This is a genomic window from Microvirga aerophila, from assembly GCF_003332305.1.
Taxonomy (GTDB): domain Bacteria; phylum Pseudomonadota; class Alphaproteobacteria; order Rhizobiales; family Beijerinckiaceae; genus Microvirga; species Microvirga aerophila.
Genome location: NZ_QOIO01000023.1, coordinates 63,831 through 89,634 on the forward strand (window position 1 = coordinate 63,831; position 25,804 = coordinate 89,634).

At 63.0% G+C, this 25,804-nt stretch carries 29 protein-coding genes, 1 tRNA gene and 1 pseudogene; 17 read left to right on the plus strand and 14 right to left on the minus strand.

Annotation, left to right across the window (positions count from 1 at the left end):
* Positions 1–52: 52 nt before the first annotated feature.
* The 8 genes from DRB19_RS14190 to DRB19_RS14225 all read left to right on the plus strand — a co-directional run bounded on the left by DRB19_RS14190 (position 53) and on the right by DRB19_RS14225 (position 6,355).
* Positions 53–1,372: an ABC transporter substrate-binding protein gene (locus DRB19_RS14190; protein WP_114186683.1), complete on the plus strand. Its 1,320-nt coding sequence runs from the start codon at positions 53–55 to the stop codon at positions 1,370–1,372.
* Positions 1,373–1,520: 148 nt separating this feature from the next.
* The gene (locus DRB19_RS14195; RefSeq protein WP_373867359.1) at positions 1,521–2,381 is read left to right on the plus strand and encodes a carbohydrate ABC transporter permease; all 861 of its coding nucleotides are present in this window, start codon (positions 1,521–1,523) and stop codon (positions 2,379–2,381) included.
* Positions 2,378–3,277, plus strand: coding sequence for a carbohydrate ABC transporter permease (locus DRB19_RS14200; protein ID WP_114186685.1), 900 nt, complete (start codon positions 2,378–2,380; stop codon positions 3,275–3,277). Before DRB19_RS14195 ends, DRB19_RS14200 begins: the two co-directional genes overlap by 4 nt.
* Before the next feature lie 124 nt (positions 3,278–3,401).
* Positions 3,402–4,082 (plus strand): hypothetical protein, encoded by a 681-nt coding sequence (locus DRB19_RS14205; RefSeq protein ID WP_114186686.1) that lies wholly within the window; start codon positions 3,402–3,404, stop codon positions 4,080–4,082.
* 55 nt (positions 4,083–4,137) lie between these two features.
* Positions 4,138–4,386, plus strand: coding sequence for a ParB N-terminal domain-containing protein (locus tag DRB19_RS14210; protein WP_114186687.1), 249 nt, complete (start codon positions 4,138–4,140; stop codon positions 4,384–4,386).
* Positions 4,387–4,475: 89 nt separating this feature from the next.
* Complete coding sequence (locus tag DRB19_RS14215; protein WP_114186729.1) at positions 4,476–4,772, plus strand: HU family DNA-binding protein; 297 nt, start codon at positions 4,476–4,478, stop codon at positions 4,770–4,772.
* A 212-nt stretch (positions 4,773–4,984) separates the two neighbouring features.
* Positions 4,985–5,947 carry an aldo/keto reductase gene (locus DRB19_RS14220; RefSeq protein ID WP_114186688.1) on the plus strand — a complete coding sequence of 321 codons (963 nt, stop codon included), beginning with the start codon at positions 4,985–4,987 and terminating at the stop codon, positions 5,945–5,947.
* Positions 5,948–6,100: 153 nt separating this feature from the next.
* The gene (locus tag DRB19_RS14225) at positions 6,101–6,355 is read left to right on the plus strand and encodes a hypothetical protein (protein WP_114186689.1); all 255 of its coding nucleotides are present in this window, start codon (positions 6,101–6,103) and stop codon (positions 6,353–6,355) included.
* 33 nt (positions 6,356–6,388) lie between these two features.
* On the opposite strand, the gene DRB19_RS14230 is transcribed toward DRB19_RS14225, so the two are convergent.
* Complete coding sequence (locus tag DRB19_RS14230) at positions 6,389–6,967, minus strand: hypothetical protein (protein WP_114186690.1); 579 nt, start codon at positions 6,965–6,967, stop codon at positions 6,389–6,391.
* A gap of 55 nt (positions 6,968–7,022) precedes the next feature.
* A complete protein-coding gene (locus DRB19_RS14235) occupies positions 7,023–7,712 on the minus strand; it encodes a ceramidase domain-containing protein (protein WP_114186691.1) in 690 nt (229 codons plus the stop codon).
* Between the two features lie 185 nt (positions 7,713–7,897).
* Here DRB19_RS14235 and DRB19_RS14240 point away from each other — a divergent pair, with 185 nt between their 5' ends.
* Both DRB19_RS14240 and xth read left to right on the plus strand, forming a co-directional pair.
* A complete protein-coding gene (locus tag DRB19_RS14240) occupies positions 7,898–8,872 on the plus strand; it encodes an aldo/keto reductase (RefSeq protein ID WP_114186692.1) in 975 nt (324 codons plus the stop codon).
* 117 nt (positions 8,873–8,989) lie between these two features.
* Entirely contained in the window at positions 8,990–9,775 is a 786-nt protein-coding gene (gene xth / locus DRB19_RS14245) for an exodeoxyribonuclease III (RefSeq protein ID WP_114186730.1), read from the plus strand.
* Positions 9,776–9,865: 90 nt separating this feature from the next.
* Here the strand turns inward: xth and DRB19_RS14250 are convergent, their stop codons facing one another.
* From DRB19_RS14250 to lipB, 6 genes are all read right to left on the minus strand, one after another.
* Complete coding sequence (locus tag DRB19_RS14250; RefSeq protein ID WP_114186693.1) at positions 9,866–10,729, minus strand: tetratricopeptide repeat protein; 864 nt, start codon at positions 10,727–10,729, stop codon at positions 9,866–9,868.
* Positions 10,716–12,446: a dihydroxy-acid dehydratase gene (gene ilvD / locus DRB19_RS14255; protein WP_114186694.1), complete on the minus strand. Its 1,731-nt coding sequence runs from the start codon at positions 12,444–12,446 to the stop codon at positions 10,716–10,718. The genes DRB19_RS14250 and ilvD overlap by 14 nt, the downstream gene beginning before the upstream one ends.
* Positions 12,447–12,750: 304 nt before the next feature.
* Positions 12,751–13,569 carry a protein-L-isoaspartate O-methyltransferase family protein gene (locus DRB19_RS14260; RefSeq protein ID WP_114186695.1) on the minus strand — a complete coding sequence of 273 codons (819 nt, stop codon included), beginning with the start codon at positions 13,567–13,569 and terminating at the stop codon, positions 12,751–12,753.
* Between the two features lie 75 nt (positions 13,570–13,644).
* On the minus strand, positions 13,645–15,252 hold the full coding sequence (locus DRB19_RS14265; protein ID WP_114186696.1) for a carboxyl transferase domain-containing protein: 1,608 nt from the start codon (positions 15,250–15,252) through the stop codon (positions 13,645–13,647).
* Positions 15,253–15,360: 108 nt separating this feature from the next.
* Entirely contained in the window at positions 15,361–15,687 is a 327-nt protein-coding gene (locus DRB19_RS14270; RefSeq protein WP_114186697.1) for a hypothetical protein, read from the minus strand.
* Positions 15,688–15,796: 109 nt separating this feature from the next.
* Positions 15,797–16,522: a lipoyl(octanoyl) transferase LipB gene (gene lipB / locus DRB19_RS14275; RefSeq protein WP_114186731.1), complete on the minus strand. Its 726-nt coding sequence runs from the start codon at positions 16,520–16,522 to the stop codon at positions 15,797–15,799.
* 221 nt (positions 16,523–16,743) lie between these two features.
* Here lipB and DRB19_RS14280 point away from each other — a divergent pair.
* The 4 genes from DRB19_RS14280 to DRB19_RS14295 all read left to right on the plus strand — a co-directional run bounded on the left by DRB19_RS14280 (position 16,744) and on the right by DRB19_RS14295 (position 20,784).
* Positions 16,744–16,828: transfer RNA gene (locus tag DRB19_RS14280), tRNA-Leu, on the plus strand.
* Between the two features lie 228 nt (positions 16,829–17,056).
* Positions 17,057–18,481: a magnesium transporter gene (mgtE, locus tag DRB19_RS14285; protein ID WP_114186698.1), complete on the plus strand. Its 1,425-nt coding sequence runs from the start codon at positions 17,057–17,059 to the stop codon at positions 18,479–18,481.
* A gap of 139 nt (positions 18,482–18,620) precedes the next feature.
* Entirely contained in the window at positions 18,621–19,475 is an 855-nt protein-coding gene (locus tag DRB19_RS14290) for a glycoside hydrolase family 25 protein (protein ID WP_114186732.1), read from the plus strand.
* A gap of 136 nt (positions 19,476–19,611) precedes the next feature.
* Positions 19,612–20,784: an isovaleryl-CoA dehydrogenase gene (locus DRB19_RS14295; RefSeq protein WP_114186699.1), complete on the plus strand. Its 1,173-nt coding sequence runs from the start codon at positions 19,612–19,614 to the stop codon at positions 20,782–20,784.
* A 6-nt stretch (positions 20,785–20,790) separates the two neighbouring features.
* Here the strand turns inward: DRB19_RS14295 and DRB19_RS14300 are convergent, their stop codons facing one another.
* The gene (locus DRB19_RS14300) at positions 20,791–21,402 is read right to left on the minus strand and encodes a hypothetical protein (RefSeq protein WP_114186700.1); all 612 of its coding nucleotides are present in this window, start codon (positions 21,400–21,402) and stop codon (positions 20,791–20,793) included.
* A gap of 150 nt (positions 21,403–21,552) precedes the next feature.
* Between DRB19_RS14300 and DRB19_RS14305 the strand changes: the two genes are divergently transcribed.
* Together DRB19_RS14305 and DRB19_RS14310 are read left to right on the plus strand one after the other, a co-directional pair.
* Entirely contained in the window at positions 21,553–22,254 is a 702-nt protein-coding gene (locus tag DRB19_RS14305) for a ribonuclease activity regulator RraA (RefSeq protein ID WP_174799939.1), read from the plus strand.
* A gap of 24 nt (positions 22,255–22,278) precedes the next feature.
* Positions 22,279–23,103, plus strand: coding sequence for a YdcF family protein (locus DRB19_RS14310; RefSeq protein WP_114186702.1), 825 nt, complete (start codon positions 22,279–22,281; stop codon positions 23,101–23,103).
* On the opposite strand, the gene DRB19_RS14315 is transcribed toward DRB19_RS14310, so the two are convergent.
* Positions 23,073–23,345: a DUF3253 domain-containing protein gene (locus DRB19_RS14315; RefSeq protein ID WP_114186703.1), complete on the minus strand. Its 273-nt coding sequence runs from the start codon at positions 23,343–23,345 to the stop codon at positions 23,073–23,075. The two genes, DRB19_RS14310 and DRB19_RS14315, sit on opposite strands and share 31 nt — an antisense overlap.
* On the minus strand, positions 23,323–24,030 hold the full coding sequence (locus DRB19_RS14320) for a DUF599 domain-containing protein (protein WP_114186704.1): 708 nt from the start codon (positions 24,028–24,030) through the stop codon (positions 23,323–23,325). Before DRB19_RS14320 ends, DRB19_RS14315 begins: the two co-directional genes overlap by 23 nt.
* Positions 24,031–24,097: 67 nt before the next feature.
* Here DRB19_RS14320 and DRB19_RS14325 point away from each other — a divergent pair, with 67 nt between their 5' ends.
* Positions 24,098–24,508, plus strand: coding sequence for a rhodanese-like domain-containing protein (locus DRB19_RS14325; protein WP_114186705.1), 411 nt, complete (start codon positions 24,098–24,100; stop codon positions 24,506–24,508).
* Here the strand turns inward: DRB19_RS14325 and DRB19_RS14330 are convergent.
* The 3 genes and pseudogenes from DRB19_RS14330 to DRB19_RS14340 form a co-directional block, all read right to left on the minus strand.
* Complete coding sequence (locus DRB19_RS14330; RefSeq protein ID WP_174799940.1) at positions 24,505–24,798, minus strand: acylphosphatase; 294 nt, start codon at positions 24,796–24,798, stop codon at positions 24,505–24,507. The two genes, DRB19_RS14325 and DRB19_RS14330, sit on opposite strands and share 4 nt — an antisense overlap.
* 6 nt (positions 24,799–24,804) lie before the next feature.
* Positions 24,805–25,212 (minus strand): DUF6766 family protein, encoded by a 408-nt coding sequence (locus tag DRB19_RS14335; RefSeq protein WP_114186707.1) that lies wholly within the window; start codon positions 25,210–25,212, stop codon positions 24,805–24,807.
* Positions 25,213–25,381: 169 nt separating this feature from the next.
* A pseudogene (locus tag DRB19_RS14340) lies at positions 25,382–25,792 on the minus strand (gamma-glutamylcyclotransferase family protein); the annotation flags it as partial.
* Positions 25,793–25,804 lie beyond the last annotated feature (12 nt).

Genomic DNA, 25,804 nt, shown 5'->3' on the forward strand with positions numbered 1-25,804 from the left:
AGGGTCGCACCGCTCGTTCAAAACATATCCCGGGCTGCGGAGGAAAACGACGATGACCCTGTCTAGACGTGATCTGCTTCTCGGGAGTGCCAGCCTTGCGGCAGGCGCAGCAGGAGCCCAGTTGCTGGGATCTGTGCCCGCCTTTGCGCAAGGCGCGTCCCCCACATTCAAGCCGGAGCAAGGAGCCTCGCTGCGCGTGCTGCGCTGGACGCCCTTCGTGAAGGGCGACGAGGATACTTGGCTCGCCAACACCAAGAAATTCTCGGATGAAACCGGCGTTCAGGTGCGCGTCGACAAGGAGAGTTGGGAGGACATCCGCCCCAAAGCCGCCGTGGCGGCCAATGTGGGCTCGGGGCCGGATATCATGCTCGTCTGGTTCGACGATCCCTTCCAGTATCCTGACAAGCTCATGGACGTGACCGACATCGCAACGGGCTTCGCCAGCAAGTACGGCGGGTACTACCCAGGCCTCGAAGGATACGCGAAGCAGGGAGACAAGTTCATCGCCCTCCCGCTGGCCACGATCGGCAACGGCATCCTCTATCGCGACAGCATGATCAAGCAGGCGGGCTTCTCGAAGTTTCCCGAGAAAACCGACGAATTCCTTGAAATGTGCAAGGCCCTCAAGGCCAAGAGCAAGCCAGCAGGCTTCGCGCTCGGCAAGGCTGTGGGTGACGGCAACAACTTCGCCCACTGGATCGTCTGGAGCCATGGCGGCAGGATGGTCGATGAATCCGGCAAGGTCGTGATCAACTCGCCGGAGACCATCAAGGCGCTGCAATACGTCCGCGAGCTTTACCAGACCTTCATCCCAGGAACGGAAAGCTGGCTCGACATCAACAACAACCGGGTGTTCCTGTCGGGCGACGTGTCCGTGACGGCGAACGGCGTCTCGCTCTATTACTCGGCCAAGAACGACCCGAAAATGGCCGAGATGGCGCAGGACATCCGCTCGACCACCCTGCCGATCGGGCCCATCGGCCAGTCGGTGGAGCTGCACCAGACCACGTCGGCGGTGATCTTCAAGTACTCCAAGTTCCCCAACGCGGCCCGGGCCTACCTGCAATACATGCTGGACAAGCCGCAGATGGATGCCTGGATCACAGGATCGAGCGCCTATTGCTGCCCTCCCCTGAAAGGCATGATCGACAATCCGGTCTGGACCGCCGATCCGGTGCATGAGCCCTACAAGCGCGCCTCCTCGACGTTGCGCCCGAACGGCTATGCGGGTCCGCTCAGCTACGCGTCCGCCGCCACCATGGCGGATTACGTGATGGTGGACATGGTGGCCGAAGCCGCCACCGGCCAGCGCACGCCCGAAGAGGCGGCCAAGCGCGCAGAGCAGCGGGCGAACCGGTACTACCGCGTCTGACGGTTCAAGGGTGGCGCCGCGGCGCCACCCTTTCTTTCCCGGAACAGCCGGAGACTGCATCATGACCGAAGCCGCCCTCTCCCCCTCGGACGTGCCGGCCGCACGAACGCGGGCATCCATTACACAGAGCAAAGGCTTCCTCGGCCTGATGTTCATGCTACCGGCGGCCATCTTTCTGCTGGTCTTCCTGACCTACCCGCTCGGTCTCGGCGTCTGGCTCGGATTCACCGATACGCGGATCGGGCGCGATGGCGTCTTCGTGGGCCTGGAAAACTACCAGAGCTTGTGGGACGACAGCATCTTCTGGCTCTCCGTGTTCAACACCCTGCTCTACACGGTAGTGGCCTCGCTGCTCAAATTCGCCCTCGGTCTTTGGCTGGCCCTTCTCCTCAACGAGCACCTGCCGTTCAAGGCCTTCATACGCGCCATCGTGCTTCTTCCGTGGGTGGTCCCGACGGTACTATCGGCCATCGCGTTCTGGTGGATCTACGACACCCAGTTCTCGATCATCTCCTGGGCGCTCATGAACATGGGCGTGATCGATTCGCCCATCAACTTCCTGGGCAGCCCCAACAATGCCCGCGCGACCGTGATCTTCACCAATGTCTGGCGCGGCATCCCGTTCGTGGCCATCACCCTGCTGGCGGGTCTCCAGACCATTTCACCTTCGCTCCATGAGGCCGCGACCCTCGACGGGGCCACGTCCTGGCAGCGGTTCCGCTTCATCACCCTGCCCATGCTCTCGCCGCTCATCGCGGTCGTGATGACCTTCTCGGTGCTGTTCACCTTCACGGACTTCCAGCTCATCTACGTGCTGACCAGGGGTGGGCCACTGAACGCCACGCACCTCATGGCCACCTTGAGCTTCCAGCGCGCCATTCCGGGCGGGCAGCTCGGCGAAGGCGCGGCGATTGCCGTCGCGATGGTGCCGTTCCTGCTCAGCGCCATTCTCTTCAGCTACTTCGGACTGCAACGCCGTCGCTGGCAGCAGGGAGGATCCGACGCATGACCTATAGCGCCAGACCAGCGGACCACGCCATGGACGACGAAAGCGTCGGCATGAGCTATCTCAACCGGGCTCCCCGCCGGCTCGTCACCGTCTACCTGCCTCTCGCGGTGTTCGTGTTCGTCCTCCTGTTTCCGTTCTACTGGATGACGATCACGGCTCTGAAGCCCAATGACGAGCTGACCAACTTCCGCGACTTCAACCCGCTCTGGCCTGAAAACCCAACGCTGCAGCACATCCGCTACCTGCTGTTCGAAACATCCTATCCAGGTTGGCTTCTCAACACGATGCTAGTGTCGTTGGGATCGACGATCCTGTCCCTTATAGCGTCGGTGCTCGGCGCTTATGCGATCGAGCGCATCCGCTTCTCTGGCTCGCGCTGGATTGGGCTTGGGATCTTTCTGGCCTATCTCGTGCCGCCGTCGATCCTCTTCATCCCGCTCGCGGTGATGATCTTCAAGTTCGGCATCTACGATTCGAAGCTTGCTCTCATCTTCACCTACCCGACCTTCCTCATCCCGTTCTGCACATGGCTGCTCATGGGCTACTTCAGGTCGATTCCCTACGAGCTGGAGGAATGCGCGCTCGTCGACGGGGCCTCGCGCTGGCAGATTCTGACGAAGATCATGCTCCCGCTCTCGGTGCCAGGCCTCATCTCGGCCGGTATCTTCGCCTTCACCCTGTCGTGGAACGAGTTCATCTACGCCCTGACCTTCATCCAATCGTCGGAAAACAAGACCGTGCCGGTGGGCGTTCTGACCGAGTTGGTTCGCGGCGACGTGTACGAGTGGGGCGCGCTCATGGCAGGCGCGCTCTTAGGCTCCTTGCCGGTCGTGCTGCTCTATTCGTTCTTCGTCGATTACTACGTGTCGTCGATGACTGGAGCCGTGAAGGAGTAACACTTAACGGGAGGGCTCCCGCACAGAGTGGTCAGTCCGGCAGGGTTCTGGCCTATGCTAGAGTCCTGCTCTCAACGAGCCCGGCTCCCGACCCGGAGCGCGGGCGCGAAACGGGAGGATCAAAATGGGCAAAGCCTGCAGCATTCGACTACTCGCAGTGACCGGTGCGCTCACCATGGCGTTCGCGGCCGGCGCTCAGGCGCAGGACAACGCCGGCGCGGCCAACATGACGTTCTTCGTCACGAGCGTCGGATCCGGCAAAGGCGCGGATCTTGGAGGACTGGAAGGGGCTGACCGGCATTGCCAGACACTGGCTCAGGCGGCAGGCGCAACCGGAAAAACCTGGCGGGCGTATCTGTCCACCCAGGCGGCAGGCGGCTCGCCTGCGGTCAATGCGAAGGACCGCATTGGACGCGGGCCATGGCAGAACGCCAAAGGCACGGTCGTCGCAAAGGATGTGGCGGAGCTGCACGGCTCCAACAATGTCACCAAGCAGACCGCACTGACCGAAAAGGGCGGGGTCGTTAAGGGTCGTGGCGACACGCCCAACGAGCACGACGTCCTGACGGGATCCCAGCCGGACGGCACAGCCTTCGCCGGCACCGAGGACCGCACTTGCGGAAATTGGACCAAGAGCGGACCGGATGGCGTCGCGATGGTGGGCCATCACGACAGGACCGGGTTGGACGAGAGCCCGCCGGCCAAGTCATGGAACTCGTCCCATCCCTCGAGGGGCGGATGCAGCCAGGACGCACTGAAGAGCACCGGAGGAGCAGGATTGTTCTACTGCTTCGCGGCGAACTAGCCGGGCGCGCGGCTGCGCGCTACACTCGGCAGCAGCACAAGGAACGGCCAAGGCGATGATGAAGAAGAAGACCCTGGCCGTTGCCGACATCTATGTCCCCGTGAAGCGGCGCCAGACCCTCGACCCGAAGAAGGTCGACACCATTGCGGAGAGCATGCTCGCCAAGGGGCAGGAAACGCCGATTCTCGTGCGGGAGGACGGAAACCGCTTCGTTCTGGTGGAAGGATTGCATCGGCTGGAGGCGTGCCGGGCTTTGGGCGAGAAAACCGTGTTTGCCTATCTGGTCCAGGCGCGCCTTTACTGAACGTCAGGTAATTACCTCGCTTTTGGAGGCTTGACCGCGCTATAAAATCCTTCATGAGCTAAGTTTCCCACTTAACCATGAGGGTGATGATGAACAAGAATGAACTGATTGATCTCCTGGCCGAGGAGCACGAGCTGACGAAGACTTTCGCCAGGGATCTGGTGGACAGCATTTTCCAGAAGATCACCGATTCGGTGCAGGAAGGCGAAGAGGTCGCGATCTTCGGCTTCGGCAAGTTCAAGGTTGTCGAGCGCGGCGCCCGCAAGGGACGCAATCCCCAGACAGGCGAAGCCATCAAGATCGCTGCTTCCAAGAACCTGAAGTTCGAATCGGCCAAGTCTCTGAAAGAGACCCTCAACGTCAAGCGCCGCTCCCGCAAGAAGTAACCAGCTCCTGCGGCATCAGGCTGGGAGCTTGTTTCCAGCCACCGCTGCCGGCCAATTCGGCGGCTCCCGTGGCCGGGCTTGTCCCGGCCATCGCCGTTTGGCACTTGTCCCGCCGGAAACGGCCTTTCGAACTCCCTTTTGTGATCGTACCTATGAGGCGTCCGCTTGAGAAAGCTTGCCTCTGATACAGGTTGGCACGAAAGGAGATACACATGGAAAAGCGTCGTCTCGGCCGCTCGAACCTCATGGTGTCGCCGATCTGCTTCGGCGGCAACGTCTTTGGCTGGACCGTCGATGAAGCCGCTTCGTTCAGGCTGCTGGACGCCTTCCTTGAAGCCGGCTTCAACTTCATCGACACGGCGGATGTCTATTCCCGTTGGGCACCTGGCAATACCGGCGGCGAATCCGAATCGATCATCGGCAAATGGATGAAGGCACGCGGCAACCGCGACGCCGTTGTCATCGCCACCAAGGTCGGATCCGAGATGGGACCGGGCCGCAAGGGTCTTTCGAAGAAACACGTCCGCGAATCGGTGGAAGCATCCCTGAGGCGTCTCCAGACCGACCATATCGACCTCTACCAATCCCACCGGGACGATCCCGAGACACCTCAATCCGAGACCTTGAGCACTTATGCCGAGCTGATCGATGAGGGAAAGGTCCGTGCCATCGGCGCTTCCAATTTCAGCGCCACGCGCTTGCGGGAAGCACTCGACACCAGCGCCAAGATGGGCCTCCCGCGCTACGAAACCCTCCAGCCCCTCTACAACCTCTTCGACCGGTCGGAACTCGAAGGGGATCTCGAGAAGGTCTGCCTCGACAACGCCATCAGCGTCATCTCGTACTCCTCGCTGGCAAGCGGCTTCCTGACGGGCAAATACCGGTCGGAGCGGGATTTCGGAAAGAGCGTGCGGGGCGGCCGCATGGGCAATTACTTGAACGAACGCGGATTGCGCATTCTGGCGGCCCTCGATCAGGTGGCAATTCATCATGGGTCGACGCCGGCCCAGGTCGCCCTGGCATGGCTCATGGCGCGCCCGGGCATCGCGGCTCCCATCGCCAGCGCGACGAGCCTCGATCAGCTTCAGGATCTGATTGCCGCAGCAAGGCTACGACTGGAGCCATCCGATATCGAGAAACTCGATCGGGCGGGCAAAGTGACCGCTGCCGCCTGACCTGATGCCTTGCCCGAACCCTACTTGCACTCGACGCAGATGCCGCGCTTGATCCTTCGATCAAGCTCCCGGCTTCGACGATCCAAGTTCTCTTCACGAGGCGACCGAGTCACGACTGAGGGCTCACCGGTTTGCCTGTTCGCACCAGCCCCAGTGCCGGAGGCCGCACCGGCCCTGCCGGCTCTTGTCGATCCGGCTGATCCACCCTCCGTGCCCGGTGAAGGCCTCGGGGCCGTCGTCGTCTCGGGCGTGGATCCCGGCGAACTGGGCGCAGGCGTGGCGGACGGCGCGCCCGTCGACGACGGGCTTCCGCCTGTCGACCCCCCGCCCGAGGAGGAGCCGGATTGGGCGAATGCCCCACCCGCCGCAAGGCCGCCGGCGAGAATCACGACCGAAAGTGTGAGATAGCGCATAACCCCTCCCGATTTTTCTCGTCGGAGGTCAACTCCAAGAGGAGCGGCGGGTTTCGCGTTCGGCCTGCCAAACCGTCAGGCTTACAGGACCGGCCGGATCCAGAACTCGGCGTGGCCCCGCACGCAATCGGCTCCCGGCCAAAACCGACTCTGCCGTTTGACCCTGAAGGCAACCAGAGAAGACGGGCACGCCGCCAGGGAGCCGCGTTCCATGAGCGCGCGCAAGGTGAAAGGCCGTGTAGCCGATCTCGAGGAAGAGATCGAACACCAGGCGTCCTCCGGGAACGGCAACCCGCCCCCCTTGCGGCAGCGCGAGACGGCTGGCCTCGCTCCACGGCAGCACGGCCGGGTTCCACCACCACCCGTCGTTTCGCTGCTCCAGACCCGACGACGACGACGAGACGACGAGGCGGAGGCGCTGCTTGGGATTGGGATTGGCCTCGTGCCCTAGCCGGCCGAGCACCACGAGGGCGCACCTATCGAGCTCCGACTGGAAATAAGCCCAGTCCGCATCGTTGCGCAGGACGTCTGGCATGCGCCCCTCTGCGTCCGCAATACGATCATCGTCCGACACGATGGCATAGCCATGAATTTCAACTGCTGCCACGGACTAGGTCTGCCCTCTTGAATCGCCGCCCGCCCCGGCCTTGAAGCCGGTGGCGTCACGATGAGGCTTTTGCCCGATCACCAGCCTGATAGGCAATGGCCTCCCGTGCAAGAACCAGAAGAACGACCCCGTTCAGCACATGCCACAGGAAATGCGTCCCGCTCGGAAACGCGGAACAGGCGGCGCTATCGATGGAACGGAAAAACAGCGACAGGGCGAAAATTCCAGCGGCTGCCAAAAGGGCAAATCCAGGTCTCTGGACCTTCGCCACGAGACAAAGGCAGCCGACAGTCAGGAGGGCAGCGAGAGCCGGAATGTATCCATTCGAGCCATCGAGGGAAACGCCGGGGAGGACGCCGAACCAGAGGCGCGGGAAGACGATGTTGAAGAAGGCAAAGATCCCCGTGGCGGCGAGCGCGGCGACAAGCCTGAGTCGCAGAAAGCGGCGCAGGGCGAGCAGAAAATATCCGTAGATGAAAAGTGCGATCGGCAGCACGTCGGCCAAGCGGGACCAGCGGTTGGCGAAGGTGTGAAACAGGAAGCTCCCGGTCCCGACGATCAGAATCACCCCTATGAGCGCAAGGCCCGGCCAGTCCCTCCCCCCGGCTCGCCGCCAGAGGAAGAACCCATAGGCCGCAGCCAGAACGAAGGCCCCATTGGTCGCTGCGTTGAGGGGCTCGGACCAGAAGCTGGCGTCGATCCGCTCGCAGTAATTGTCGACAGGCGTGAACCAGGATGTGGGCATCGAACACTGCCCTGGAGAGGGATGTCGGGCCTATCTTGTTGCCCAGTCCACGAAACATCAATGAGCTGCGAGCATCGAATCCGCCCTCATGATTCCAACGGCTAACTTGCACCTCGCAACGACAGGTAGAATAATCGAATGTGATATCGTTTAGCAAGACGGTATCGGGCGTTGGAGGGCTACCAATGAAAGCGCGTCCACTCGGCCGTTCAGGCCTGCAAGTTCCACCTTTATGCATCGGGGGCAATGTTTTTGGCTGGACGGTGGACGAACCCACATCGTTCAAGCTGTTTGATGCTGCCCTGGAGGCGGGCCTCAACTTCATCGACACAGCCGACATGTACTCAATCTGGGCGCGCGGAAACCAAGGCGGTGAGTCGGAAACCATCATCGGGCGCTGGATGAAGGCCCGGGGCAACCGCTCCAAGGTCATCATCGCAACCAAGGTTGGCGTTGAACTGTCTCCTGACCAGAAGGGCCTCTCCAGGACCTATATCCGGTCGGCTGCCGATGCGTCGCTCAGACGGCTGCAGACCGATTACGTCGATCTCTACCAATCCCATGTCGACGATGCCGACACCCCGCTCGAAGAAACGCTCGACGCCTACGCGGAGCTGATCCGGGCGGGAAAGGTGCGAGCCATCGGCGCTTCGAACCACGGCCCTGAAAGACTGAAGGAAGCCCTGGAGATCAGCGCCCGCACAGGGCTCCCCCGCTATGAGAGCCTTCAGCCCAAATACAACCTTTATGACCGGGGGGCCTACGAGGCAGATCTGGAACAGATCTGCCGCCAGAACGGCCTTGGTGTCCTGTCCTATTCCTCCCTGGCCAGCGGCTTCCTGACAGGCAAGTATCGCTCCCGACAGGATTTCGGCAAAAGTCCTCGGGGGTATGGAATGGGCGAATACCTGAACGACAGGGGACGACGAATCCTGACGGCGCTCGACAAGGTAGCCCGGCGGCACAACGCCAGTCCGGCGCAGGTTGCATTGGCGTGGTCTATGGCCCGGCCGGGCCTGACCGCTCCGATCGCGAGCGCGACGACGCTCGATCAGCTCAAGGAGCTTGTCGCGGCAACGACGCTTGCCCTGGAGGCGTCCGACATCGAGGCCCTCGACAGAGCTTCCGCCACACGGGCAAGGGAACTGGAACCGGCCTAGAGGCACGTCCATCCGTGTGTCTTACGACTGACCTGTTCACGATCTTCAGGGCTTCCACCTTGCCAGATACTTCCTGACATCGGATGAAGGCGATGAATGCGGGAGCAAGCTCGAACGATGCGGATAGCCACCTGGAACGTGAACTCGATCAAGCAGCGCTTGGATCACCTCGTCACCTTCGTGAAAAGCGCGGAGCCGGACGTCGTCTGCCTGCAGGAGCTGAAGTGCATCGACGAAGCGTTTCCGCGCAGCGACATCGAGGCGCTTGGGTACAATGTCGCCACTCATGGGCAGAAGGCCTATAATGGCGTTGCGATCTTGTCCAAGAGCCCCCTCGAGGATGTGCGGCAAGGCCTGCCCGGAGACGAGACTGACGAACAGGCACGCTATCTCGAAGGCGTCATCTCCACATCCGACGGAGCCGTTCGAGTGGCGTCCATCTATCTGCCGAACGGCAACCCTCTGGGAACACCGAAGTTCGACTACAAGCTTGCCTGGATGGACCGCTTACATTCCCATGCGCGCAAGCTCCTCGCACTGGAAGAGCCGCTCGTCCTTTGCGGCGATTACAACGTCATCCCGGAGCCGAAGGACGCGGCCGATCCTTCGGCTTGGAGGAACGATGCGCTCTTTCAGCCCAAAAGCCGGGCGAAGTTTCGCGAACTCCTGAACCTGGGCTTCAGCGATGCGCTTCGTGCCTGCAATGATCAGCCGGGACTGTACTCTTTCTGGGATTACCAGGCCGGCTCCTATCAGCGGAACAACGGCATCCGCATCGACCATCTCCTCCTCTCGCCTCAAGCCCAGGACAAGCTGAGGACCTCGTCGATCCGTAAGGAAGTTCGCGGCTGGGACAAGCCGTCCGACCACGTGCCTGTGATGGTTGATCTTGATATCGACTAAAGCGCTTTGCGGTTACAAAAAGAAGCCGGTTCCATGGTGGTGGAACCGGCTCCAATAGCGCAATCGTGCGAACGCTACGCGCGTGTCGTTCTATCGGCGGGCTTGGATGTATTGCTCGAGAAGCGAGAGGGCCAGTTTGCGGTCGCTGTCGCCGGCTTCCGCGAAAGCCTCCTCGTAGAGCTTCGTGATCCACCGTTCCTTGGGAGTATCGCTGGCTTCCCGGGCAAGGGTCAGCCACATGAGACCCTTGGCTCTCTGACGCGGAACACCCTGGCCCGTCATCAGAAGATGACCGAGCAGGGCCTGGGACGCGGAATGCCCCTTCTCGGCCGCGAGGTTGAACCAACGGGCTGCAAGGCGCGAATCCTTCTCGATGCCCGTTCCCTCGAGGTAGAGACGCGCGAGGTTGTACTGAGCGTTGGAGTCGCTGAAATAGGTCGCGGCGTAGTAGTACATCTCCACGGCGCGGCTCGGATTGGCCGACACGTAGGTGCCCTTGATCCCGTCCAGGAAGTAGCCGCCGAGCGCTACGAAAGCGCTCGACACAACCTTGGCGTTCGGTGAATCCGGGCTCTCGTCCGCGTGCTGGTCCGCCAGCTTCGAGAAGTACTCGAACGCTTTGAGATCGTCGTGCTGGACGCCGTCGCCATCCGCATACATGCGTCCGAGCTTCCACAGGGCCAACGAATGACCCTGCCCTGCCGCATATTCAAGCGCCTGCGCGGCCCCGCGCTTGTCGCCTGCATTGTAATCGCGCATGCCGTTGCGCAGCGCCTCGCGCACCGACCCGTACTTGACGGCCGGGGCCAGGGTTGGCGCGACCGTCGTGGACAATGCCGGCGTCAGGCTCTGCGTCAGCGGCTGCGGACGTGGGGCGGCGTCAAGCGCGAAGGCCGCGCTTCCGCCAAGGATGGTCGCGCCGAGCGTGACCGCGATGAGACTAGACGTCCGCATAGGTTTCTTTTTCCGCAGCTCCGCCCGGATGGGTTACCGCCCCATCCCGCGCCGGACCTACTGTTTGCGCGTATTTCCATAGATAGCCGGAGGTCGACGTGGTCTCGCGAGGCGACCACTCGGCGCGCCGACGCGTCAGCTCCTCGTCCGAGAGCTCCACGTCGATGGTGCCCTTGATGGCGTCGAGAACGATGATGTCGCCATCCTGGATCAGGCCGATCGGGCCGCCGACAGCAGCCTCGGGGCCCACATGGCCGATGCAGAAGCCACGGGTCGCGCCGGAGAAGCGGCCATCCGTGATCAGGGCGACCTTGTCGCCCATGCCCTGGCCATAGAGGGCGGCGGTGGTGGACAGCATCTCACGCATGCCGGGGCCGCCGCGTGGACCCTCGTAGCGGATCACCAGCACTTCGCCTTCGTTGTACTGGCGATGGGTCACTGCATCGAAGCAGGCCTCCTCGCCGTCGAAGACCCGGGCCGGGCCGCGGAAGGTCTGCTTTTCGAGCGGCATGCCGGCGACCTTCACGATTGCGCCCTCGGGAGCAAGATTGCCCTTGAGGCCCACCACGCCGCCAGTTGGCGTGATCGGCCTGTTGGCCGGATAAATCACGTCCTGATCGTCGTTCCACTGCACGGAGGCGAGATTCTCGGCAATGGTGCGGCCGGTCGCCGTCATGCAGTCGCCGTGCATATAGCCATGGTCGAGGAGCGTCTTCATGAGGAGCGGTATGCCGCCAACCTCGAACATGTCCTTGGCCACATAGCGCCCGCCGGGCTTGAGATCCGCCACGTACGGCGTGCGCTTGAAGATTTCGGCGACGTCGAACAGGTCGAACTTGATCCCGGCCTCGTGAGCGATAGCCGGCAAATGCAGGGCCGCATTGGTGGACCCGCCGGAGGCCGCCACCACAGTCGCGGCGTTCTCGAGCGCCTTGCGGGTTACGATATCGCGCGGGCGGATGTTTTTGGCGATGAGCTCCATGACCATCTCGCCGGCGCTGGCGCAGAACCGGTCGCGGATCTCGTAAGGCGCAGGCGCGCCGGCCGAATAGGGCAGCGCGAGGCCGATCGCCTCGGACACGGTCGCCATGGTGTTGGCGGTGAACTGCGCACCGCAGGCTCCGGCAGACGGGCATGCCACCTGCTCGAGTTCCGTCAGATCCTCGTCGGACATCTCGCCGACGGAGTGCTTGCCAACGGCCTCGAAGAGATCCTGGACGGTAACGGGTCGGCCGCGAAACGAGCCGGGCAGGATCGATCCGCCATAGATGAAGATCGACGGCACGTTGAGGCGCACCATGGCCATCATCATGCCGGGCAAGGACTTGTCGCAGCCGGCCATGCCCACGAGAGCATCATAGGAATGGCCGCGCATGGTCAGCTCGACCGAGTCCGCGATGACCTCGCGGGAGGGGAGCGACGACTTCATGCCCTGGTGGCCCATGGCGATGCCGTCCGTCACCGTGATGGTGCAGAATTCGCGCGGGGTGCCACGGGCGGCGGCCACGCCCTTCTTGACTGCCTGCGCCTGGCGCATGAGGGAGATGTTGCAGGGAGCAGCCTCGTTCCAGCAGGTGGCGACGCCCACGAGCGGTTGGCCGATCTGCTCCTTGGTCAGGCCCATGGCGTAAAGGTAAGAGCGATGCGGCGCGCGGGCCGGCCCCTCCGTCACATGACGGCTCGGCAGTTTCGACTTGTCGATCAGGCGCGCATCCATGGATTTCACTCTTCCCCCAACTGACCTTCACCCTACTTCCGAGTGGTTACGGAATAAATGTGATGTGCCATGTGCCGCGCCGCCGATGCAACGATCCCCGGAAGTGCAAGTCAGCGGATTTTGGGCTGAACTTTTCCCTGGGATCCCGCGCCTTAAGGCGTTGGGGTTGAAGCACTTTAACTGAGTTTACTCAGGTGCGCGCCCTTTATGGCGGCATCGCGGCAGAGCCTGGGCCAAGAACGGCAGGATGTGGAAGGTTTGAAGATGTTGCTCCTGAGCAACATTTTCCCGTTTACTCTAACCCTTAAGCAGGGTCGGACGAAAACCATACCGCATCGTAGACCGCCGTCGCCGTTCGGTCCGGCGACCGATCCGTTGTGAGCCAAATGGATCGTGTGCCGGCGATATCGGCTTCCGAAGGACCGTATGCGCTGGTCTTGCGGGTCGTCTCCTGGCTGCAGGAAATGAAGCCCACGGTCATCAAAGGCTCGGCCGCATATCTGCGCTGCATTCGTGTCACAAGCATGGCCGGTCCCCAGCCCTTATGCGGTTGCCACGGGAAGATCAGGCGACCGCCGCGCTCAAGAGCTCTCAGCCATCCGGGATCGGGCGCGAGCACCCCCGCATTCACATAGACAACATCCGCACTCGGCAGCGTCACGCCGAAGGCCGAGCGGGCATGGACGCTCACATGAGGCAGGCGCTTCAGATTTTCAGCCGCCTGGGCCGCGAGATCCGTTTCGTACTCGAAGGCCTCGACGCGCCCGCCCGGCTCCACGAGGGAAGCCAGGATAGCCGTGTAGTAGCCGGTCCCTGCCCCCACATGGACGACCCTGTCGCCCGGCTGAGGCTTGACCGTTTCCATCCAGGCGGCGTGGAGCGCCGGCTCGCCGTTGTTGATTCCCCGCGCCTGATCGATGGCCACGAGGACATTCTCGTAGATGTCGGCGATGTCGCGCGTCTGGGTCGCGATCCCCTGGCTGATGGTGGTCCAGGGTGGAGGCGGAAGGAAGTATTCGCGGGGGATGGAGGCGAAAGCGCTCTGGATACGAGGATCCTCGACAGCCGCCAATCGTGCGATCTGCTCGGCATAGCGCCGACGGTATTCCTCGGACGAAGCCATCGCCGTCTCCGAAAATCCACCCCCGGCCTAAGCTGGTTCCAAGCGGTGCCACGGCAAGGGCCGGGCCCAGGCGGATTACATCCGGAACACGCCAAACTTCGTCTCCGGCACGGGAGCGTTCAGGGCGGCCGAGAAGGCGAGCGCCAGGACGCGCCTCGTCTCGGACGGCAGGATGATGCCGTCGTCCCACAGGCGGGCGGTCGCGTGATAGGGGCTGCCCTCTTCCTCGTATCGGTCGCGGATGGGGGCTTTGAAGGCCTCCTCCTCCTCCGCACTCCACATCTTGCCGTCAGCCTCGATGTTGTCGCGCCGCACGGTGGCCAGCACGCTCGCCGCCTGCTCGCCGCCCATCACGGAGATGCGGGAGTTCGGCCAAGTGAACAGGAAGCGCGGAGAATAGGCCCGTCCGCACATGCCGTAATTGCCCGCGCCGAACGAGCCGCCGACCAGCAGGGTGATCTTGGGCACCTGGGCGCAAGCGACCGCCGTGACGAGCTTCGCGCCATCCTTGGCAATGCCGCCGGCCTCGTATTGTCGGCCGACCATGAAGCCAGAGATGTTCTGCAAAAACAGGAGCGGAATGCGCCGCTGGCAGCACAGCTCTATGAAATGCGCGCCCTTCAGGGCGCTCTCGGAGAACAGGATGCCGTTATTGGCGATGATCCCGACCGGCATGCCCCAGATCCGAGCAAAGCCCGTCACGAGGGTAGTGCCGTAGAGCCGCTTGAACTCATCGAATTCGGAGCCGTCGACGAGGCGGGCGATGACCTCGCGGATATCGTACTGCTTCTTGAGATCCGTCGGCACGATCGCGTCGAGATCCTGAATCGCGTATTTCGGCTCCACCGGCTCGGCGAGATCGATGTCGATAGTCTTGCGGGTGTTCAGCGTGCCGACGATGCGGCGCACGATAGCCAGCGCATGAACGTCGTCCGTGGCGTAATGATCGGCGACGCCCGACTGCCGGGCGTGCACATCCGCGCCTCCCAAATCCTCCGCCGAGACCACCTCCCCCGTGGCGGCCTTCACCAGGGGCGGGCCACCGAGGAAGATCGTGCCCTGGCGCCGCACGATGATCGTCTCGTCCGACATGGCCGGCACATAAGCGCCACCCGCCGTGCAGGAGCCCATGACGCAGGCGATCTGCGGGATGCCCATGGAGGACAGGGTCGCCTGATTGTAGAAGATCCGGCCGAAATGATCCCGATCCGGAAAGACCTCGGTTTGGTGGGGCAGGTTCGCGCCGCCCGAATCGACCAGGTAGATGCAGGGCAGACGGTTTTCGCGGGCAACCTCCTGGGCACGGAGGTGCTTCTTGACCGTCATGGGGTAGTAGGTGCCGCCCTTGATGGTCGAATCGTTGCAGACGATCATCACCTCGCGGCCTTCAACCCGCCCGGTGCCCGTGATGATGCCGGCGCCGTGAATAGCATCGTCGTACATGCCGTGAGCCGCAAGCCCACCCAGCTCGAGAAAGGGAGCCCCAGGGTCGAGCAGCCTCGTCACCCGTTCGCGCGGCAGGAGCTTTCCGCGAGCTAGGTGCCGCTCCCGCGCCTTTTCAGGACCACCCCGCGCCACCTCGGCGCGCTTGGCCTGAAGGTCCCGGGCGAGATCGGCCCAGGCTTCGCGATTGGACCGCGCTGTATCCGATGCGAGATCGGCGGATGTGGCGATGACCGGCACGTGCTCAGCACTCCCTGCTTCTACCGAAATGCCTGACGCAAAGGCAAAGTCGGGTCAACGAGGCTCGAATGGAGATGGTAGGGGAGCTGCCCCTCAGGCGAGAGCGAATCAGCCCTTCGCGCGAATGACTACATCGCGGCGCACCGTGCCGGATCCGCACCGGTAGGCTATGCCGCGCACGAGTGACCAATCCTGGGACGTCCTCTGCAGGAACAGGTGGGAGCCGCCCAGCGCCATGGTCTGGTCCAGCATGGCGTCCGTCGCGGACCCGAAGCCAGGAACAGTCGGCACCACGGGGCTCACCTCGCCAAGTCGGGTGCAGGCCCGGACATCCGCCGGGGAATCGACGATGCGGACCAGTTCCCTGGGCTCGGGCGTATAGGAGCATGCCGAAGCAGCCAGGGCGACGAAAGAAACAAGGAGTGCGCGTTGCATGTGTGGTCCGCCGATGATCAGCCGTTTAGACAAGCTTATTCGGACAAGCTTAGAGCATGAAGCGCCCTTGAGGAGAAGTCCTGCGGCTCCCGATGCGCAAATCCCGCCCCTAGTTGCCGGAAAGCAACGGCTCCGCCCGCGCGGTGGGCCCGAAGATCCCCTCAAAGCTCTTGCGCATGACCGCATCGACCTCCGGCATGGTCACCGGAATCCCTAGATCCACCAGGCTCGTGACCCCGTGCTCGGTGACGCCGCAGGGAACAATGCCGGAAAAGTGGGACAGATCAGGCTCCACGTTCAGGCTGATGCCGTGAAAACTGACCCAGCGCCGAACCCGGATTCCGATGGCGGCGATCTTGTCCTCCACGGCCTCGCCCTTGTCGGGCCGCCTGACCCAGACGCCGACCCGGTCCTCCCGCCGCTCGCCGCGGATGTTGAACTCCCCTAGGGTCGCGATCAGCCAGGCTTCCAGGGCTGCCACGTAGCGGCGAAGATCCGGCGTCCGGCGCTTGAGATCCAGCATCACATAGGCCACCCGCTGACCCGGACCGTGATAGGTGTATTGCCCGCCCCTGCCCGTCTGGTGGACGGGAAAGCGGTCCGGATCGACGAGATCCCCCGCATCGGCCGACGTGCCGGCGGTGTAGAGCGGAGGATGCTCCACGAGCCAGACGAGTTCGGGGGCTCTCCCGTCAGCGATAGCGGCGGCGCGGTCCTCCATGAAGGCGACAGCCTGCTCATAACCGGTCAGCCCCTCGGCGATGATCCAATCGACGGGCTCGGACCCGACACCGGCAATGAACCCATCGGCCAAGTTGTCACGCAAACTCGTCACCAATTGCCACCCATGCTGTCGAACGAAACCGGCGGGCGTTTTGAGCCGCGGCGCCCTTAGGGTCAACTCTCCACATCCGCGAGGATGCGTTACGATATATGGAGGGCGATCTGGTTTTTCGCCAACCGGCGATGTCGGCGACGAATGGGCTTGCGGCGGCCGAACCGATCTGTTAGAGCCACCGCCTCGCCAGGGGAAACAACCCTGGCCTTGAAGGTTCCGCGGCCATGGCGGAATTGGTAGACGCACTACCTTGAGGTGGTAGCGGGGAGACCCGTGGAGGTTCGAGTCCTCTTGGCCGCACCAAACCTTCGAGATGGCCCACCGGGCGCACTTAAAAAAGGTCCCTTTTCGGGGCCTTTTTTCTTTTCCGGTCAGGCCTCAGCGCCTAGTTAAGTTGAACCCTTTTCTCAGGGGCCCGATTCAGGCTCTGAGGACCTGCCGCTAACCAATTCTTCGATCTGGCCTTTTGGGCGCATTGTCGAGGCTTCGCCCCGCGCCTAAAAGGCCCATGAATCTTGTGAGGACAGGCCAATGCTGGACGCTGAAGACAAAGCGGCGCTCCACACGCCCGACGGCGTGGTGGCTGACTCCCTGCCCTTCCGGGACGAGGAAGGCTACGTCAACCCGGAATTCGTTTCAGCGGTCAGCGATGCCATCGATGCGCTCGACACCGAGCGGCTGCGCCTTCTCGTGGATGACTTTCACGAATCGGACCTCGGCGATCTGCTCGAGGCTCTCGACCCGGAGCATCGCCCCCGCCTGATTGAACTGCTCGGCTCTGCATTCGACTTCACGGCGCTCACCGAGGTCGACGAGGCGGTCCGCGAAGAAATCCTGGAGGGCCTCGAGACGGCGACCCTCGCGGAGGGCGTGCGCGAGCTCGATTCCGACGACGCGGTCACCATTCTCGAAAGCCTCGACGAGGAAGACAAGGCCGAGGTCCTTGACCACCTTCCGGCTGTCGAGCGCGTGGCGCTCCAGCGCTCGCTCGATTACCCCGAAGGCAGCGCCGGCCGGCGCATGCAGAGCGAACTCATCGCCGTTCCGCCGTTTTGGACCGTCGGCCAGACCATCGACTACATGCGCGACACAGCGGACCTGCCGGAGACGTTCTACGAGATCTTCGTGATCGATCCCGCAGGCCATCTCCTGGGCGCCGTGCCCCTCGACCGGCTTCTGCGCAGCAAGCGCCCCATTACCATCCAGGACATCATGAACGATGATCCGGATCGGGTGGCGGCCACGCAGGACCAGGAGGAGGTGGCGCGCCTCTTCGAGCGCTACAACCTCGTCTCGGCGGCGGTGGTGGACGAGGCCAACCGGCTCGTCGGCGTCATGATGGTCGACGACATCGTCGACGTGCTGGAAGAGGAAGCGGACGCCGACATCAAGCAGCTCGGCGGCGTGAAATCGGACGAAGAGCTGTCGGACACCGTCTTCTACATTCAGCGCAGCCGCTTCCCGTGGCTGTTCATCAACATGTGCACCGCTCTTATTGCAGCGAACGTCATTCAATTGTTCGAGGGCTCGCTCGAGCGGATGGTGGCCCTCGCGGTCCTGATGCCGATCGTGGCGTCCATGGGCGGGAACGCCGGAACCCAGACCATGACGGTTGCCGTCCGGGCGCTTGCGACCCGCGAGCTCGGCCGCTCCAACGCCTGGCGCATCATCCGCCGCGAGGCCATGGTCGGGCTGCTCAACGGCATGGCCTTTGCACTCATCATGGGCACCATCGCCGGCCTCTGGTTTCAATCGATCGAACTCGGCATCGTCATCGGGATGGCCCTCGTGACGGTCCTGATCTTCGCGGCCCTTGGCGGCATCTTCGTGCCGCTCAGCCTCAACAAGCTCGGCGTCGACCCAGCCGTGTCGTCAGGTCCTTTCGTCACCAGCATCACGGATATCGTGGGATTTTTCGCCTTCCTAGGTATAGCAACCGCTTGGTTTCACCTGTAAAATTCATTTCGGCTCCGTTATCGTAATGACCTGTTAACGGCCCTTGAGCCATCCCTTGATCCAAGCAGGTCATGCGTAAACAGATGAGCCGATGAAGACACGCCGCCGCGCCCCCAGCCGTTCAAAAGCCTCCGGCCTGATGACGTTTCTGCGCGTCGCCCGGTTTGGTGCTGTCACCGCCCTGGCCTTTGGCCTCGCGTCCTGCGCCATCGCCCCCTCCTCGTCCGGCCGTTATCCGTCGAAGAGCGACGCCAGGCCCCATGCCGGCGTGGCGACGGCCCACCGGCTGCCGATCCACGGCGTGGACATCTCCAAGTGGCAGGGCAAGGTCGATTGGGCGGCTCTTCGCCAGGCCGGCACGCAGTTCGCGTTCATCAAGGCCACCGAAGGCGGCGATCACGTGGACAACCGGTTCCTGGAGAACTGGTACGCGGCCCGTAGCGCCGGGGTTCCGCGTGGGGCCTATCACTTCGTCTATTGGTGCCGCCCGGCCCACGAGCAGGCGGCTTGGTTCAAGAAGAACGTTCCGCAGGATCCCGACGCCCTGCCGCCGGTCCTCGACGTGGAATGGAACGGCGAATCGGTCAACTGCCCCCGGAAGGTGCCGCGCGCCCAGGCGCTCGCCATGATCGACCAGATGCTGAAGGAAATGGAAGCCCATACGGGCAAACGGCCGATCATCTACACTGACATCACCTTCCACCAGGAAATCCTGGAAGGCGAGTTCAACGATTATCCCTACTGGATCCGCAGCACCGCCGCAGAGCCGCATCACCGCTACAACAACCGCCGCTGGACCTTCTGGCAGTTCACCACGACCGGGCGTGTCCCCGGCGTGTCGGGCGACATCGACCGCAACGCCTTCTACGGCACGGAAAACCAGTGGCGCATGTTCGTGCAGAGCAAGTGCGATCCGCGCGATCACGCCCGGCTCGAACCCCTCGGCGTCTGCCGCGACGTGGATCCCGTCCAAACGGCAAGCGTCGGCGAATAGCCTGACTTCCCGTCAAAGGCTGCTATATCTCTCCTCAATCATTCCCGAGGGCGGCGCTGGGCGCCGCCCGAGCGCGAACACAACAGTCTTCTCAGGGCCGGTTTCAAGCCCTGCGTGGGACCAGGAGAGAAACGTCGTGATTCCCAATACGTCCAAAGCCTTCAACTTCGATCTCGGCGAGACGGCCGAGGCCATCCGCGAGACGGTGCGCGACTTCGCGCAGGACAAGATCGCGCCTCGCGCCGAGGAGATCGACCGCAAGAACGAGTTCCCGCGGGATCTCTGGCCCCAGATGGGCGAACTCGGCCTTCACGGCATCACGGTCGAGGAAGAATACGGCGGCGCAGGCCTCGGCTATCTCGAGCACGTGATCGCCATGGAGGAGATCTCCCGCGCCTCGGCTTCGGTTGGTCTCTCCTACGGGGCGCATTCCAACCTGTGCGTCAACCAGATCCGCCGCAACGGCAACGAGGAGCAGAAGCGCCGCTATCTGCCGAAGCTCATCTCCGGCGAGCATCTAGGGGCGCTCGCCATGTCCGAGCCCGGCTCGGGCTCCGACGTGGTGTCCATGCGCACCCAGGCCGAGAAGCGCGGCGATCGTTACGTGCTCAACGGCACCAAGATGTGGATCACCAACGGCCCGACCGCGGACACCCTCGTGGTCTATGCCAAGACCGATCCGCAGGCCGGTTCGCGCGGCATCACGGCCTTCCTGATCGAGAAGGGATTCAAGGGCTTTTCCACCCACCAGAAGCTCGACAAGATCGGCATGCGGGGGTCCGACACCTGCGAGCTGGTCTTCGAGGATTGCGAGGTGCCGGAGGAGAACGTTCTCGGCCAGGTCGGCAAGGGCGTGAGCGTGCTCATGTCGGGCCTGGATTACGAGCGCGCCGTCCTCGCGGCCGGCCCCCTGGGCATCATGCAGGCCTGCATGGACGTGGTGCTTCCTTACGTCCATGACCGCAAGCAGTTCGGCCAGCCCATCGGCACCTTCCAGCTCGTGCAGGGCAAGGTGGCTGACATGTACGTGACCATGAACGCCGCCAAGGCCTATGTGTATGCAGTCGCCAAGGCCTGCGACCGGAGCGAGACCACCCGCGAGGACGCGGCCGGCGCGATCCTCTACGCGGCCGAGCGGGCAACGCAATGCGCCCTCGACGCCATCCAGCTTTTAGGCGGCAACGGCTACATCAACGACTACCCGACGGGCCGTCTCCTGCGCGATGCGAAGCTCTACGAGATCGGCGCCGGCACGAGCGAGATCCGCCGCATGCTGATCGGGCGCGAGCTGTTCGAGAAGACGGCTTAAGCAGGCTCAAATCGTCCGCACATCCCGCGTGATGGCGATCAGGGACAGCCCCTGGTCGTCATGCCGGAATAGGAGACGAAGGCTCTTCCAGGGCCGGTAGGGTTTCGCGCCCTCCGGCGTTTCGCGGATGTGAAACTCGGCCACGATCACATCGTGGGCAAACTCATGATTGTTGTTGGGCTCCAAGCCGCGCTGACGCGGCGTGTTGTAGAGTACCTCGTCCGCACGGCGGTAATCGGCGTCCCAGACGAACTCCGCGAAATAGCCGCGACATGCGGTTTCGATAGCATCCCCGCTACCGTCCCTGTAGCCCCAGACACGCACGCGCACATCCTCACGGCAGCGCTCTACCTCGGTACGGGAGAGTTGGACGTCATCAGCATCGATCATCACGTAAGGGCTCAAGACCAAGCCCTCGCGGCCCACATGAGAGGCCAGCCGCTTGAAGTCGGAACTGGCTAAGGCATCGAGAATGTCCGCGACCGCCCGTTGCGCCACGTCGCGGGCCGCATCAGGCATAAGCCGCCGGGCTGGCTCAGGCTTGGCGAAAGCGCTGCTGCCCACCCCATGCAGCGCGACACAGAGCGCGATGGTGAGCTTCAGAAGCGTCACTCTCATGGTTGCCAGACCGACACGAGCCTACCGGCCTCCCCTATGTGCATATATTAGCCTGTCTCAGCATACCGCCGCGCGCTTCCAGGGCTGCGCTGCCCGGGAAAAGGGCTATAAAGCGGTTGCGACTCTCACTTTTTCGGATTTTATAACATCATGCTCGATAAAGCCATCGCCGACGCGCTGCGCGCCGCTTCCACTGCGACGATCACCACGGTGCTCCTGAAGAAAGGCATTCGACGCTGCTGGATGCAGGGGCCGATGCCATATTTTAACGCGAGCGAACGGCTCGTGGGCCGCGCCTTCACCCTGCGTTTCGTGCCCGCACGGGAGGACTTGGCAACTCCCGAATCCTGGTCGTCTCCGCGCTCCACACGGGCGGCCATCGAGGATATGCCTGAAGGCTGCATCGCGGTGGTCGATTCCATGGGCGTTACAGATGCGGGAATCTTCGGCGACATTCTCACGGCCCGCATGAAGAAGCGCGGCGTGACCGCCCTTGTCACGGACGGCGTGGTGCGTGACGCGGTTGGCGTCGAAGGCGCTGCGCTGCCGGTCTGGTGTTCGGGCGTCGCGGCTCCTCCGTCGGTTGCCGGCCTGACCTTCGTGGGTTGGCAGGAGCCAATCGGCTGCGGCGGCGTGGCAGTATTCCCGGACGACGTGATCGTGGCCGATCAGGACGGCGTCGTGGTAATCCCGGCTGCCATGGTCGAGGATGTCGCCAAGGCGGCGGTCGAGCAGGAACGGCTCGAACTCTGGATCATGCGCGAAGTCGACAAGGGCGTTCCCCTGCCGGGCCTTTACCCACCGAACGCCGAGACCAAGGCGCGCTACGACGCCGAGTCCGGAAACGTCTGAGCCCATCTGCCTGGCGGAGAACCAATGTTCTACACCCTTTCGAAGATCGTCTGGTTTTTCGCTACGCCCTCGAACCTGCTGATCAGTCTCGTTCTGCTGGGGCTTCTTCTGTCCCTGTTTGGCCGCCTGAGAAGAGTCGGCACCGGTCTTGCGCTGACGGCCGCCATAGCCACCCTGGCGTTGGGGCTTTCCCCCATCGCCAGCTACATCATGGTGCCCTTGGAGGAGCGTTTTCCACCCTTCCAGGATGATGGCGCTCCGATCGACGGCATCATCCTGCTCGGAGGTTCGGTGGAAGCCGCGGATTCAGCCGCCCGCGGCCGGATCGTGGCCAATGAATCGGCGGAGCGGGTCCTCGACACAATTCAACTCGCCTATCGCTATCCAGGCGCGAAGCTTCTGATCGTCGGCGGAGGCGGGACCGTGTTCACCAACGGCACCGCCGAAGCGCCGATCATCGCATCCTACCTCAGGACCGTCGGCATCGATCCGGCCCGTCTCCTCGTTGAGGACCAATCGCGCTCGACCTTCGAGAACGCCACCTATGCCCGTGAAGTCGCCAAGCCCCGGGAAGGCGAGCGCTGGCTTCTGGTGACCTCGGCCTGGCATATGCCGCGCGCCGTGGGCGTCTTCGAGAAGGCTGGCTTTCCAGTCGTGCCCTATCCGGTGGATTTCCGCACCGGAGGCAGCTTCACGGATATGCGCCCCTTCGCCTTCGTGTCGGACGGGCTGCGGCGGCTCGATGTAGGCACGAAGGAATGGGCGGGGCTGATCGCTTATTACGTGGCGGGGCGCACGACAGCGTTGTTTCCGGGGCCTCAGGCTTCCGGCGGAAGCGTGAGGCGGTAGATCCCCTTGAAGTCGTCAGGGTCCACTGGTCGGCCCTTCCGGAGGATGACGATGCGACCCGCTTTCATCAGGCGCACCGCTGACTGACGGACAGGCTGCATCAGGGGTCCCCACCCTTCCGGCCGGTCGCCGCCGACAGCGCGCGCCACATCGGTGGGATCGAGGTTTCGGCCCGCTCCGCGTTCGGTCACCAGGGCCAGCATCGTGGCTTCAAGCTCTTCAGGGTTTGCGTGTTTGGGCATCGTTCCCGCTCGAGGCCGCCGCGAGGGCGTCCGACATGAATTGGCGTCGCCACATCACATAGAGCACCCCGGCTGTCGCGGCCATGAAAAGATAGGCGCTGAGAAACCACCCGAGGTACGCGAGGGAGAAAAAGAAGGCACGCTGACCGCGGTTGAAATGCTTGCCCGCAACCGCGTTCATTTCCGCCGCCTGGCGGGCCACACGAAGCGCATCGTCATGGTTGTGCGGCTCGAGAACCGGCACCGCACCCAGGATGATCGCCATGTAGTTGAACAGCCGGTACGACCACGCGAACTTGAAAAAGGCATAGACGAAGATTACCGCAAGGCCGATCACCTTCAATTCCCACATCAACGGCGTCGTCTGCGGCCCGAAGGGCAGGTCGGCGAAAACCGGCAGGATATCGCCGGCCGAGCGCAGGAGCGCCAGCACGCCGCCGATGGCGATGAGTGAGGTCGAGGCGAAGAACGCGGTTCCGTTCATCAAAGACGCCATGATGGTCGTGTCCACGATCCGGTTCTCGCGCACCACCATCTGCTCCATCCAGCGATAGCGGTATTGGTTCATGACCTTGTTGAGGCTTTTCTGCCCGGCGGGCGTGAGCTCAACGGCGGCGTGATAGCCAAGCCATGCAGCCAGGAAGAACGCGACCGCCGCATAGTCGAGGAACGTGAAACCCAGCATATCGCCTCCGTTGACTCCGCCGCCATAATGCCCAGTTTGTTGAGAGCCTCAAAGTGGAGCGTCAGCCATGAGTCAAACCATCACCCGCGGATTCAAGGCCATGCTTGCCGAGGCCAATGCCAGGATCAAAACACTTTCCGCAACGGAAGCCATGGCCTTGCAAGACCGCGACGACGTGGTGTTCGTCGATCTGCGCGACCCGCGCGAACTGAACCGTGAGGGCCGCTTGCCCGGTGCGGTCCACTGTCCCAGAGGCATGCTGGAGTTCTGGATCGACCCGGAAAGCCCTTACCACAAGCCGGTTTTTGCGCAGGACAAGACATTCGTGTTCTTCTGCGCAGCCGGATGGCGCTCAGCTTTGTCGACTGCGACAGCCCAGGACATGGGCCTGAAGCCCGTCGCCCATATCGAGGGCGGGTTTACGGCCTGGAAGGAAGCGGGCGGCCCGGTCGAGACGTCGGAGCCGCCAAATTCCTAGACGGTTTCGCGAATCTTGAAGCGGCCCGAGGGATTAACGCTGCTCTCGTCGGAATCCAGCTGCTCGACCCGCTCGACGACCGCGCCTCGGGGCCCCTGCCGGCAGGCCTTCAGCACAACCTCGACAAGGTCCCCGGGTCCTGAGAATACGGCTTCGACGGCGCCGTCCCGACGATTCCGGACCCAGCCTTTGAGGCCATGGAGCTCCGCCTGATGATGGGTCCAGGCGCGAAAGCCCACGCCTTGAACCCGCCCATGGATCAGTACGTGCAGGGTTTTGCTCGCGGTCATGATCTCTCAACGGTGCGCATGGCGGGCATCCGTATGCCGGCCGGAATAATTATCATCAATGGCCTGGATGAGGCGCTCGGCATTCTCCGGATCAATACGTTTGAGAATCGCGTCGATCTTGGCCTCCATGCGGTCATCCCCCTCCTTGGACTGAGGCGAGCCGACATAAAGCAGGAAAGCCAGGCCGCCAACCTGCCAGAGAAGCTGAAGGAACTCGGACTGCCAGTTCTCAAAGGTGTCCCGCATCATCAGAACGAGATAGTCCGAGAATTGGATCGGCTGAGCATGAGCTTGCTGTTCGCTGACATAAGAAAACCAGCCGAACAGCCAATGTCCAACGAGGGTGATCGCAAAGAAGCCTAAAGTGACCCAGGCATAGCCGTATCTTTTCCAGATCGATCCCTTCGCTGTCATAGTCGCCTCCAACGCCATTACCAACGGCGACTCAACGCGCATGAACAGCAAAGGTTCTAGGGGCGATTTAAACGCTGCGGGATTTGCGAAGGGTTCCAGCCGGGGCGCTGAAAATTGGCCGCACGGCAGGGCGTTGGACGGGCTCGGGAGCGGTTTGGGAGTTCGGCACCCAGCCCTTGAGGCTTCGGATGTAGTCCGGCGGCAGACCGGCATGTTCGGCCGCCTCGACCACCGCTTCCATATAGCCGGGCTTGGGCGCTCCGGTCTTAGCGCTCCGGCCGATATAGACCACCGCCTGCCGGGGTCCGCGTTCGGTCAGGATCGGCTGGATGACCTTCGTATAAAGCCCTGTCGACAGGCTCTCATAACGGTCGAGGGCCGGCACGTCGGCGAGAGCCAAGTCCCACAACATGCCCCAGACGGCCCGCTGCGGGTCCCGGACCACGGATGCGTAGCCGCCTTCGAAGATGACGAAGCGATGGCGCATCAGCCGCCCAAGCCCAACCGATTTCGAGCCGGGGCAGCGCTGGGCCATGGCGACCTGATCCATGTTGGATCCGTAGGCGAAATAGAGCGGCATGGCTCACACCTG